Consider the following 11827-nt stretch of genomic DNA (forward strand, 5'->3'; position numbering starts at 1 on the left):
CACGTCGCTCCGACTCGTGATTGGTAAGACCACAAAGCAGAAACGCCGTTGGATCACAAACTCCGCGGGCGTCAGACCAGCTGGAACTTGCACCTGTTGCAGGAAAGACAGTACCAAGCAAGTCGGCCGAGCAAACCCCCCAGACCCCTGCTTTCTCGACGAGAGACGTGAAGGTTCTGCAACGGGCGTGTGTCAGGTCGGGAAACCGGCCGGGCCGGGCGGACCCGGTCCGCCCGTCTCCCGGGGGATGCACGCCCCTGGGCGGCGGCTAGCCGCAGGCGAGCCGGCACCGGGCGAGGAACGCGGCGGGGCTGCGACTCTCCAGAAGCTCGACGAGTACGCCGTCATCCGTCGTCCCGTAGCAGACCGCCGCGATCCCGCCGCTGGACTCCGTGACGTCGTGGTGCCAGCGCACCCGGTCCAGACCGGCTCGGACCTCCGCGATGCCGTCCACGTCCAGGCAGACGTGATTGACCCCGAGGTCGACCGGTCGTGCGGGGGCCGCGCCGGCCCCACCCGCCACCCTCACCGAGACCGGGCCGGGGACCGGAGGCAGGGGGTGGCCAGCCGGGTCGGCGACCCGCACCACCACCCCCACCAGACCGGTCGGCCCGTCGTCGGACGCCCGGAGCTCGATCGGGGTGCCGTCCGGGCAGACGACCGGCTCAGCCTCGGCGTACCCCAGGCGCGCGCGGACCGCGGCGACGTCCGGCACCGCCCAGACCAGGCCCGCGACGCCCGGCGTACCGGGGGCGCGGGTCGCCGGTGTCGGCGAGCTGAACGCGAACAGCTCCAGGAATGCCGCGTCGGTGCGCAGCAGTGCCACCTCGGCCGCCGTCCCCTCCGTGGCCAGCGACTCGTCGGCCGGGGTCGTCCCGACCGGCCAGCCGAACGCGCCGTGGTCGACGGCCCCCAGGCCGTCGACCCAGAACGCGCGAGCGCGCTCGAGGTCGGCGACGCTCACGCCGACGTGGTTGAGAGCGACGACTCCGGTCTCGGGCACGGCGGCAACCTACCGGTCACGGGGTCGGGACACCGGCCGCGCGAACCTCCACGACCACGAAGCCCGGGGCGACGGGCCGGTACGCGCTCTCCACCACGAAGACGCTGCAACAGTCCTCGACGGCGTTCAGGTTGGCGGCCACCCAGTCGGCCATGATCACCGCGGTCACCGTCTGGTCCGCCATCACCTGGCACTGCAGCCGGAGCATCCCGACCGCGATCGCCAGATAGGTGGGCTGGTTGGTCACGGTCACGTTCGGCACGCCCGTGGTCAGCTCCACCACCGAGGGCGAGCCCACGACCTGACCCAGGAGACCCTGCGCGTCCAGACGACGCAGATCGCCATTGGCAGGGTCCTGCAGGGCGGCTTGGACCGCGGGGGTGTCCTGCGGAAGATTCGATGGTCCGACCACCTCGGCGGCCTCGAGCCGGTCGAAGGACGCGGCCGGGGTCGGTGCGCTCCACAGGGATCCGGCGACAGAACCCAGGGCCAGGAGGGTCAACGCCACCGAGGTCGCTCCCGCCGCGGTGACCCGGACGTCCCCGCTCGCCATGCGCTTCACCACGTGCAGGAACAGGGGCACCAGCGCGGCAGACACCAGTCCGACCTGGACGGCATATCCGAAGAGCAGCTGCGTCGGCAGGGATCGCCCCATGTAGTACGGCAGGGTCAGCAACGACCACCCGCCGCAGAGAGTGAGGGCGAGCCCCTGGATGCGCCAGGTGTCCGAGTCCCTCCGGCGTACCTGAAGGAGGATCCCGACCACGGTCGCGGCGGCGAAGAACGCGACGACCCCGACATGGGTGCCGAACGCCGGCATGGCGACGTTCCCGTAGCCGATGGTCCCGAACATCTGCGAGAACAGGAGGAACTTCGACCAGTCGGCCGACTCGCCGATGAGCGCCGTGACCGTCGCGTAGACGAGGAACGGCAGAGCGACGGCGACCCCGCCCACGACCGCGGCGACCACTCGGTCTCGCCACCCGGTCAGCGCCAACACGATCCCCACGCCCACCGCCACCACGACGGGCAACCCGTGATCGGGGTTGTTGAGCGCAGCGACACCGGCGAGCAACCCCACGACCGCCGCTCGCCACGCGACGCCCCTGGTCCCGAGACCGGCGCTCCGCCTGAACAGGGCGAGCGCCGCCACGATGGTCACCACGGGGAGCACGGTCCGGAACGGCACGGAAGCGAAGTAGGTCGCCGGGTACACACCGTTGGCAGTGGCGAAGATGATCGGCGCGGACACGAGGAGGAGCACGACCGGCACGGTCCGGCGACCGCCGACCATCGCGCCCACCAGGACCGCGCCGGCGATGGTGACCACCTGCAGGAACAGGACCCACCCGAGGGCGATCGCCAGCGCGTGGTCGGGCGATGACCGGATCACCGGGGCGATGGGGAGACCGAGCAGGTTGACGTACTGCGGGAAGTAGTCGACCAGCGGCACCCGCCCCACGGCGGGAGCGATCAGCTCGTCGAGCGTGTAGGTGGCGTGCCACGGCTCCACGATGCTGGTCGGCGTCTGGACCAGGGCGGGCAGCAGGAACGCCAGGATCACGACCACCAGCACGACCGAGGCGACGCGTCGGAACCAGACGCCGCGGACCAGCAGCGACGCGACGGCGAGGACGGCGGCCAGCACGCCGAGGACCAGCTCCCACCACTGCAGACGCGGGAACCAAGCCGCGAGGCCCGGGTCCACCTCCTCGAACCAGAGGGCGGCCGCCACGGCCAGGACGACCGCGCCGGCGAGCGCGAGTACGTCGACGAACAGTCGGGCCGGCCCGCGGCGGAGTCGGGCCAGGACCCACACCAGCCCGAGGAGCATCGGGACCGAGAGCCACCAGCCCACGAGAACCACCCGATCGCGGGGCTCCAGGAGCGTGGCCGCCAGATGGGCTGCGAACACATCGCTGCTGATGGCAGGTGGGCTCGGCTCGGGCCCGACCTTCACGATCAGGAAGGTGATCAGCGCCTCGAGCACGACAGCAGCGGGAGCGACGTAGGCGAGCTCGGCGAGTCCGCGAGTCCGCGGATCAACGTCGTGAGGTCGTGTCGAATGTAGCGCCATGAGGAGACGTCTCCGAGGTGCAACTGAGCGGCTGGTCCGGGGGAGCGTACTCGGACTGCCGCCTTCGGACTGCGGTCTTCCTACTCCCGCCCCTCGCGCGAGGAGACCGCCGGAAAACCCCCGTGTCGGCGAGTGATGTGCTACCCGAGGTCCGTCGGTCATTCCCGCAGGCAACCCCCGCAGGGCCACGAGTGCCACCGCGACCGGCTCCGGAGCGCCTCGATATGCTCCACCCGGTATGAGGGCTCCCTCGGGTTCTCCCCAGGTCCTCTCCATACCGCGGGCCCCTAGCTCAATTGGCAGAGCAGAGGACTTTTAATCCTTTGGTTGTGGGTTCGAGTCCCACGGGGCCTACCGACCGTCTCGGTCACGACCGGACCTTCGGCGGACGGCCGCGACGCGGCTTGCGCGGGATCACCTGGCCGGCGCTGAACAGCTCGCCGCCCCAGACTCCCCACGGCTCCCCGCGGTCGACGGCCGCCGACAGGCAGGCGGAGCGGATCGGGCAGGGCAGGCAGGCCGACTTGGCGCGCATCGCCTCGTCGTTGTCCTTGGCGAACCACAGGTCGGGGTCGGCGTGGCAGGGCAGGACGTCGGGGGTGACGGCGGCCGGGGGTGCGGTCAGGGTCAGGGGGAGGGTCTCGGCGAGGGTCGCGGTGCTCATGGGACATGACTACGCGCGCCCGCTTGCAGGGGACTGGGAGCGGACTGGAGGTCCACTTGAACCGGGATCAGGCCGCGGCCGCCGCCCGTACCTCGTGGACCGGGCGCCACCGGTCGTGCAGCGTGGTGATCAGGCTGATCAGCGACAGGAAGAACATCGTGTCGAAGCCGTCCAGCTGCGCCTCGCCACCCGGCAGCACCTCGTCGGCGAGCACCACCAGTACGACGTTGACGGCCAGCCGGATGACGAAGGTGACCGTCAGGGAGCCGACCGTCCAGTGCCGACGGGCCGCGACCAGCGTGATGCCGGCATTGAGGACCACCACCACCGCCACGCCGACGAACAGGTCGGACGTGGAGCCCGTGAAGTCCGGCAGCATCTGCGCGAACACGACCGCGAGCAACCCGACCAGCACGATCTTCTCGGCGGTGCCCCCGGACAGGATCCGGTCGTGCTCCGCGCGCCAGGCGATCTGCTCGTGCGCCTCGTCGATCTCCTCGGGCAGCGGCTCCGGGCTCATCCGCCAGTCCCAGTCCGGGGCGGGCAGGCGCGGGGTGACGGCGTACCGGACGACCGCGACCACGCCGAGGAGCACGACGAACAGCAGCGGGAGGGCCCACCGGTGCTCCCCCAGCAGGTCGGTCACGTCGAGCCTCGCGATGTGGATCCACCACTCCTGGGGGAGCTTGACGAACACCCAGATCAGGGCGGCGGCACTCAGCCACCAGCTCAGCGCCAGGGCGATCGGGGACCACCGGGCGCGCACGGTCTCGTAGGCGATGAAGAAGTACTCGAAGGTGTTGGGGAAGACCAGCAGCAGCGGGCGGGCATGGGTGAGCTCGAACGCCACCACGCCGACCAACCGGTAGAAGTAGAGGAACCAGCCGACCCGGAACGCCGGCATGCTCGCCCAGTTCCGCAGCGTGGCGAGGTAGGCGATCGCCAGGTAGTAGACGTCCATCGCCTTGTCGTAGCCCTGGTAGCCGGGCGGGTCGTAGCCGAAGAGCTGGAAGATCGTCTGGTCGACGCCGTCGAGCACGAGGCACGCGACCACGGCGGGGAGCGGCCAGTAGGGGATCGCCAGGGGCAACAGGAAGCGTGCGCCGACGACGGCGACGAAGACGAGCGTCACGCCCAGGTCCATACCGGACATGGTGACATGTTGAACGCGTTCAAAATGGGTTAAGGTCCCGGACATGCGCATCGTGATCCCGGGCGGCACCGGTCAGGTCGGCGGCATCCTGCGGCGCTCGCTCGCCGCCCGCGGGTACGACGTCGTGGTGCTCAGCCGTCGTCCCGAGCGGCTGGAGCCCGGCGTCCGGCACCGGATCTGGGACGGCCGGAACGTCGGTGACTGGGCCGAGGAGCTCGACGGCGCCGACGCGCTGGTCAACCTGGCCGGACGCTCGGTCAGCTGCCGCTACACCGAGGAGCACCTGCGCCAGATGATGGACTCCCGGGTCGAGTCCACCCGGGCGGTCGGGCGGGCACTCGAACAGGCTGCCCGGCCGCCGGCAGTGTGGCTGCAGATGAGCACCGCCACGATCTACGCGGACCGGCGGGACGCACCGAACGACGAGCACACCGGGATCATCGGCGGCGACGAGCCCGGCGTGCCGGCGTACTGGGAGTACAGCGTGCGGATCGCCCGCCACTGGGAGGCCGCCCAGCAGCAGGCGACGCTGCCGCACACGCGGCGCGTCGCCCTGCGGACCGCGATGGTGATGAGCCCCGACCGCGGCGGGGTGTTCGACTACCTGCTCCGGATGGCCCGCCTGGGGCTCGGCGGGCCGGTCGCGGGCGGCGGCCAGTACGTCTCCTGGATCCACGACCGTGACCTCGTGCGGGCCGTCGACCTGCTCCTGGCCCGCGACGACCTCGCCGGGCCGGTGAATCTGGCCGCCCCGGGCCCCTCCCCCAGCGCGAGCTGATGCGCGTCCTGCGACGGGCCTGGGGACACCGCCCGGGGCTGCCCGCGACCCGCGCGATGGCCGAGCTCGGCGCCTGGGCGCTGCGCACCGACACCGAGCTGCTGCTGAAGAGCCGGCGCGTCGTACCGACCCGGCTGCTGGCGACCGGGTTCGAGTTCGAGCACCCCGACTGGTCCGCGGCCGCCGCCGACCTGGTCGCCCGCGTGCGCGACCGGTAGCCACCGGTTCCTCGCGACGCCGATGTGACTGCCGCGGCACGGAGGCGCATCCTGTGGCCTGGATCACCGATCGAAGGGAAGACCCGTGAGCGCTCGTCGTGTGCTGCCGTCCGAGGAGGCCGTCGACCTGGTCCGGCTGGTGCGCCGGATCGCCGCCGACGAGCTCGCCCCACGCGCCGCCGCGGCCGAGGCCGCCGGCGAGTTCCCCCGCGAGGTCTTCCGGATGCTCGGCCGGACCGGGCTGCTCGGCCTGCCCTACCCCGAGGAGTACGGCGGTGGCGGCCTGTCGTACGAGGTCTACCTGCAGGTGCTGGAGGAGATCGGCGCGGTGTGGGCCAGCGTCGGCGTCGGGGTCTCCGTGCACGCCCTGTCCTGCTTCGGGCTCGCCACCCGGGGCACCGAGGAGCAGCGACTGCGCTGGCTGCCCGAGATGCTCGGCGGCGACCTGCTCGGCGCCTACTGCCTCTCCGAGCCGCACGCCGGATCCGACCCGGCCGCGATGACCACCACCGCCCGCCTGATCGGCGACGAGTACGTCATCTCCGGAGCCAAGGCCTGGACCACCCACGGCGGCGAGGCCGACTTCTACAAGGTCATGGCCCGCACCTCCGCCAGCCCCGGCGGCCGCGACGGCATCTCCTGCTTCCTCGTCCCGGCCGACAGCACCGGCCTCACCGCCGACCGGCCCGAGGACAAGATGGGGCTGACCGGCTCCACGACCGCCACCATGCGCTTCGACGGCGTCCGCGTCCCGGTCGAGCGACGCCTCGGCGCCGAGGGCGAGGGCCTCCGGATCGCCCTGGCCGGCCTCGACTCCGGCCGTCTCGGCATCGCCGCCGTCGCCACCGGCCTGGCCCAGGGCGCCCTGGACGCCGCCATCGCCTACGCCCAGCAGCGCACCACCTTCGGCAAGCGCATCATCGACCACCAGGGCCTGGGCTTCCTGCTCGCCGACATGGAGGCCGCCGTCGCCTCCGCCCGCGCCACCACCCTGCACGCCGCCCGCCTCAAGGACACCGGCCTGCCGTTCTCCCGCGAGGCCTCCATCGCCAAGCTGATCGCCACCGACCAGGCGATGAAGGTCACCACCGACGCCGTCCAGGTCCTCGGCGGCGCGGGCTACACCAAGGACTTCCCCCTCGAGCGCTACATGCGCGAGGCCAAGGTCATGCAGATCTTCGAGGGCACCAACCAGATCCAGCGCCTCGTCATCGCCCGCGGCCTGGACACCACCGACCAGGGCGCGATCGTCAGCCTGCCGGACCGAGCCTGATCGCCAGCACGGTCGTGTCGTCGTCGCGGGCACCCGGGGCGGCGAGCAGCATGCCGTCGACCCACGCCTCCATGCCGGCGCCGTCCGGGCCCCCGCCGGCGAGGTCGGCGAGCATGGCCAGGGAGGTCCCGAGGTCGACCCCGCGCCGCTCGATGAGCCCGTCGGTGTAGAGCAGCAGCGTCGAACCGGGCGCGAGGACCAGCTCGGTCTCGACCGCACCCGAGACCCCGAGGCCGAGCACCGGACGGGTGGCGACGTGCAGCTCGCTCGCCACCCCGTCCACGATCAGGAACGGCGGGGGGTGACCGGCCGCGGCGAGGACCATCCGGCCGGTCGCGGGCTCGACGGTGCCGACGATCGCGGTGGCGATGATCTGCTCGAACAGACCGTCCATGAAGCGATCGGTGCGGTCCAGGACGACCGCCGGCGACTCGTCGCCGAACAGGTGGGCCCGGACCGCGGCTCGCAGCTGGGTCATCGTCGTCGCGGCCGCGACGCCGTGGCCGGCGACGTCCCCGACCACGAAGGCCATCCGGCCGCCGGGCAGCTCGAAGGCGTCCCACCAGTCGCCACCCAGCTGGAACGTCGATGCCGGTAGGTAGCGGGCCGCGAGCTCCAGACCGGGGACCCGGGGCGGCTCGGCCGGGATCACGCTGCGCTGCAGCGACTCGGCCAAGCCGACCTGCTCGCGGGAGTTGACGTACAGCAGGCTCGCCAGGTGGCTGGCGAGCGCGACGGCGTTGTCGAGGTGCCAGGGCCGCCAGCCCGCGCTGTGCCCGCGCACCACCTGCTGCCACTTCTCGAAGGACTTCCGCGGGCTGAGCCGGACCTGCGGATCCGCGGCCAGGGCGAGCTGCTTGTTCGTCGGGTCGCCGCCCCAGTCGACGACCTCGGGGAGCTCGGGCCGCACCCAGCACAGCCAGCGGTCCGGCGCGGAGCCGATCACCAGCGCCCCGGCTGCCGTCTCGGCCACCGCCGCCAGCTCCGGGTCCAGGGCAGCGAGGTGCGCGCTGCCCCCCGGAAGGCTCTCGGGCCGCCGCAGCAGCTCGGCGATCCGGCGCACCGACGCCTCGTCCGGCACCGTGCCGAGCGTGGTCACCCGCCCGTCGAAGCACAGCGCCACGCCTCCGGCGCCCATCAGCTCCGCCAGCTCCGCGGTCTCCATCAGCGCCTTCAGGGGTGCCGGGGACGACGAGGTCGCCGCCTGCACCTCCGCGAGTAGCTCCTCGGCCCGGCGCACGTCGTCACGGGCGTCGGCCCGCTCCCGCTCGGCGACCAGCTGCGAGGCGACCTGGCCGAGGAACTCCGACGCCGCCCGGACATCGAGGCTCAAGGCGTGTGCCCCCGAGTAGTGGTGGCAGGCGATCAGCCCCCACAGCTGGCCGTCGACGACCAGGGAGACCGACATCGACGCCGTCACCCCCATGTTGGAGAGGTACTCGAGGTGGATCGGGGAGACGCTGCGCAGCGTCGAGTGGGACAGGTCGAGGGGACTGCCCGTGCCCGGGTCGAGCACCGGCACGATCGGGACCGGGGTATAGGAGATGTCGGCGATCAGCCGGATCCAGTTGGCGGTGTAGAGCCGGCGCGCCTGGGCCGGGATGTCGGTGGCCGGGTAGTGCAGCCCGACGAACGCGTTGAGGTCGGACCGGCGCCGCTCCGCGATCACCTCACCGTTCCAGTCCTCGTCGAAGCGGTAGACCATCACCCGGTCGAAGCCCGTCAGCTCGGCGATCTCGGCGACCAGGCCCTCGGAGAGCTCGACCACCGAGCCGGTCCGGGCCAGGCGCTGCATCGCGCCCCGTGCGGCCCGGTAGGAGAGCAGCGCCGCGGCCTGGCGATCGGCCCCCTCCAGCTCGACGACCACCCGGTCGCCGGAGCGGTGCACCGCGGCGTCGACGTACGCCGGCAGCCGCGCCCCGCGGGTCGCCAACGCGTCGAGGTGCAGGTTGAGCACCTCGGCCCGCTCCCCCTCGACCGACGCGCGGATCGCGTCCTCGGCCTCGGTCCCCAGCAGCGACGCCAGTGAGGAACCCAGCACCGTCGTCAGGTCGACGCCCAGCATCGTCGCGACGTTGTCCGAGGCCATCACGACCTGCCACCGCTCGGCGTCGACCGCGAGCAGCACGCCGTGCGGCTGGATCGCCCCGGGAAGGTGGATCGGCTCGCGGTCGCAGTTGGTCAGGTCCGCGGCGGCGTACGCCGGGGTGTGCGCGGACACGGCCTGATCGGTCAAGAGCACTCCGGAGGATGGGGGGTCTGTTCGGTCGCGCGAGGAGACGGCGCGGCCGGTCCGGCCCATCCAATCAGGTCGGGTCGGCGACGTCCGTGGTTCGAGCCGGTCAGCAGTGGGGGGCGGCCGCGGGCGCACCGTCCGCCCGAACCGAATGGGAACGTGTTCTACACTCCGCCCGTGAGTGGCTACGTGCAGGACGACATCTCCGAATCGGAGCTCGAGCGCCAGCGTGCGCTCTACGGGCCCTTCACCCAGGCCGTGCGCGAGCTGGTCGACGCCACGATCAGAACCCTCGTCGACGACGACGAGATCCGGCGGGCGCAGGCCGAGATCGAGGCGATCACCGACCGGCTGCGCGAGCAGCAGCTCGACGGGCCGTACGGCGTCCGCTTCGGCCCGGCCGGCCGCGGTCGCCCCTGGGGCAACACGGTGGTCGGCCTGCGCAACCCGGCGGCGCCGCCCCTGGTCGTCGACCACGACCCCAGCGGCCGCGCCTGGTCCGACTTCCACCTCGGTGCGGCCTACGAGGGGCCGCCGAGCCTGGTGCACGGCGGCGTCTCCGCGATGATCCTCGACCAGCTGCTCGGCGAGGCCGCCGGGGCCGGCGGGAAGCCCGGCATGACCGGCACCCTGACGCTCACCTACCGGCAGGGCACGCCCCTCGGCGACCTGCGCGCCGAGGCCTGGATCGACCGCGTCGACGGCGTGAAGACCTGGGCGAAGGGCCACATCATCGGACCCGAGGGGGTCACCGTCGAGGCGGAGGGCGTCTTCATCCTGCCGCGCTGGGCGCGCCAGGCGATCGCCGACCAGGACGCCGAGCAGCCGACGCCGTCGTACTTCGAGTAGCGCTCAGCCGGTCCGCTCGCCGAGGTTGGCGCCCCGCTGGCCGGAGTCGGTGAGCCGGGCCTCCTCGGCCGCCTGCGCCTCCAGCTCCTCACGCCGCGAGGTCTCCAGCAGCTCGCGCGCGGCGTCGTACGCCCCGGGCTGGGAGACCAGGTCGGTCGCCCCGCGCTTGAGCCGCGCGAGCGCAGTGCGGGCGAAGATCTGCTGCTCGGTGGTGGTCCGCTCCGAGCGGCCCCGGCCGATGAACGAGACCGCCCAGCGGATCAGCGCGGTGACCCGGCTCTTGAAGCCGGTGATGTAGACGAGGTGCAGGCCCAGCCACATCAGCCAGGCCACCACCCCCGAGATGCGCAGCCGGCCGACCATGGCCACCGCGCGGAAGCGGCTGATGATCGCCATCGAGCCCTTGTCGAAGTACTTGAACGGCGGCTGCGGCGCCTTGCCCCGCAGCCGGCCGTCGATCTCCTTGGCGGCGTACTTCGAGCCCTGGATCGCGACCTGCGCGACCCCCGGCAGGTTGTCGAGGGCGATCATGTCGCCGACGACGAAGACCTCGGGGTGGCCCGGGAGCGTGAGGTCGGGGTTGACGCCGATCCGGCCGGCCCGGTCGAGCGGCGCACCGGTCTGCTCGGCGAGGGTCCGGCTGAGCGGGTTGGCCTGGACGCCGGCCGCCCAGATCTTGGTCACGGTGTTGATCCGCTCGACGCGGCCGTCCTTGAACTTCATCTCGATGCCGCGCTCGTCGACGTCGGTCACCATCGCGCCGAGGACGACCTCCACGCCGAGCTTCTCCAGCTCGCGCTTGGCCCGGCCGCCCAGCTTCTCGCCGAACGGCGGCAGCACCTGCGGCGCGGCGTCGACCAGCACCACCCGCGCGGTGCGGGTGTTGATGGCGCGGAAGTCGCGCTTGAGGGTGCGGTGGGCGAGCTCGGCGATCTGACCGGCCATCTCGACACCGGTCGGGCCGGCGCCGACGACTACGAAGGTGAGCAGGTGGTCGACGTTCTCGCCGCGCTGGGCGCCGAGCTCGGCCATCTCGAAGGCGCCGAAGATCCGGCCCCGGAGCTCGAGGGCGTCGTCGATGCTCTTCATGCCGGGCGCGAACTCGGCGAAGTGGTCGTTGCCGAAGTAGGACTGACCCGCGCCGGCCGCCACGATCAGGGAGTCGTACGGCGTGACGTTCTCGCGGCCGAGGACGTGCGAGGTCACGATCCGCTTCTCGAGGTCGATGGCGGTGACCTCGCCGAGCAGCACCTGGGCGTTGGACTGCCCCGAGAGGATCTCGCGAGTCGGCGGCGCGATCTCGCCCTCGGACAGGATGCCGGTGGCGACCTGGTAGAGCAGCGGCTGGAAGAGGTGGTGCGTCGTCTTCGCGACCATCGTGATGTCGACGTCGGAGCGACGCAGGGCCTTGGTCCCGAAGAGGCCACCGAAGCCGGAGCCGACCACGACGACCCGGTGCCGGTCGGCGTGCTCCTGGGTGTCGCGGGGGTGGTCAGGCGCTGCCATGACGAGCCTTCCTGCGTGTCGATCGAGATGGATCGCGCCCAGCCGGCCGATCCGGTGCTGCCATTGTCAC

The 11827-nt window shown here is 72.1% G+C and carries 10 protein-coding genes and 1 tRNA gene; 5 read left to right on the plus strand and 6 right to left on the minus strand.

Annotated elements, in window-relative coordinates; genetic code table 11:
* Positions 1-268 precede the first annotated feature (268 nt).
* Both MUB56_RS01890 and MUB56_RS01895 read right to left on the minus strand, forming a co-directional pair.
* Positions 269-1003, minus strand: coding sequence for a VOC family protein (locus MUB56_RS01890; protein ID WP_244930225.1), 735 nt, complete (start codon positions 1001-1003; stop codon positions 269-271).
* Positions 1004-1019: 16 nt separating this feature from the next.
* Positions 1020-2993 carry a hypothetical protein gene (locus MUB56_RS01895; RefSeq protein WP_244930226.1) on the minus strand — a complete coding sequence of 658 codons (1974 nt, stop codon included), beginning with the start codon at positions 2991-2993 and terminating at the stop codon, positions 1020-1022.
* A 368-nt stretch (positions 2994-3361) separates the two neighbouring features.
* Here MUB56_RS01895 and MUB56_RS01900 point away from each other — a divergent pair.
* Positions 3362-3434: transfer RNA gene (locus tag MUB56_RS01900), tRNA-Lys, on the plus strand.
* A 13-nt stretch (positions 3435-3447) separates the two neighbouring features.
* On the opposite strand, the gene MUB56_RS01905 is transcribed toward MUB56_RS01900, so the two are convergent.
* Complete coding sequence (locus tag MUB56_RS01905; protein ID WP_280637350.1) at positions 3448-3744, minus strand: WhiB family transcriptional regulator; 297 nt, start codon at positions 3742-3744, stop codon at positions 3448-3450.
* Between the two features lie 67 nt (positions 3745-3811).
* Complete coding sequence (locus tag MUB56_RS01910) at positions 3812-4897, minus strand: hypothetical protein (RefSeq protein WP_244930227.1); 1086 nt, start codon at positions 4895-4897, stop codon at positions 3812-3814.
* A gap of 43 nt (positions 4898-4940) precedes the next feature.
* On the opposite strand from MUB56_RS01910, the gene MUB56_RS01915 reads away from it, so the two are divergent.
* From MUB56_RS01915 to MUB56_RS01925, 3 genes are all read left to right on the plus strand, one after another.
* Positions 4941-5675 carry an NAD-dependent epimerase/dehydratase family protein gene (locus MUB56_RS01915; RefSeq protein WP_244930228.1) on the plus strand — a complete coding sequence of 245 codons (735 nt, stop codon included), beginning with the start codon at positions 4941-4943 and terminating at the stop codon, positions 5673-5675.
* Positions 5675-5893 carry a DUF1731 domain-containing protein gene (locus MUB56_RS01920; RefSeq protein ID WP_244930229.1) on the plus strand — a complete coding sequence of 73 codons (219 nt, stop codon included), beginning with the start codon at positions 5675-5677 and terminating at the stop codon, positions 5891-5893. The genes MUB56_RS01915 and MUB56_RS01920 overlap by 1 nt, the downstream gene beginning before the upstream one ends.
* 85 nt (positions 5894-5978) lie before the next feature.
* The gene (locus MUB56_RS01925) at positions 5979-7166 is read left to right on the plus strand and encodes an acyl-CoA dehydrogenase family protein (protein WP_244930230.1); all 1188 of its coding nucleotides are present in this window, start codon (positions 5979-5981) and stop codon (positions 7164-7166) included.
* Here MUB56_RS01925 and MUB56_RS01930 read toward each other — a convergent pair.
* Positions 7144-9387, minus strand: a complete 2244-nt coding sequence (locus MUB56_RS01930; RefSeq protein WP_244930231.1) for a SpoIIE family protein phosphatase — start codon at positions 9385-9387, stop codon at positions 7144-7146. The two genes, MUB56_RS01925 and MUB56_RS01930, sit on opposite strands and share 23 nt — an antisense overlap.
* A 192-nt stretch (positions 9388-9579) precedes the next feature.
* On the opposite strand from MUB56_RS01930, the gene MUB56_RS01935 reads away from it, so the two are divergent.
* Positions 9580-10251, plus strand: a complete 672-nt coding sequence (locus tag MUB56_RS01935; protein WP_244930232.1) for a PaaI family thioesterase — start codon at positions 9580-9582, stop codon at positions 10249-10251.
* Between the two features lie 3 nt (positions 10252-10254).
* Here MUB56_RS01935 and MUB56_RS01940 read toward each other — a convergent pair whose 3' ends face one another.
* The gene (locus MUB56_RS01940; protein WP_244930233.1) at positions 10255-11757 is read right to left on the minus strand and encodes an NAD(P)/FAD-dependent oxidoreductase; all 1503 of its coding nucleotides are present in this window, start codon (positions 11755-11757) and stop codon (positions 10255-10257) included.
* Positions 11758-11827: the final 70 nt, after the last annotated feature.

Source organism: Nocardioides sp. W7 (genome assembly GCF_022919075.1).
Lineage (GTDB): Bacteria > Actinomycetota > Actinomycetes > Propionibacteriales > Nocardioidaceae > Nocardioides.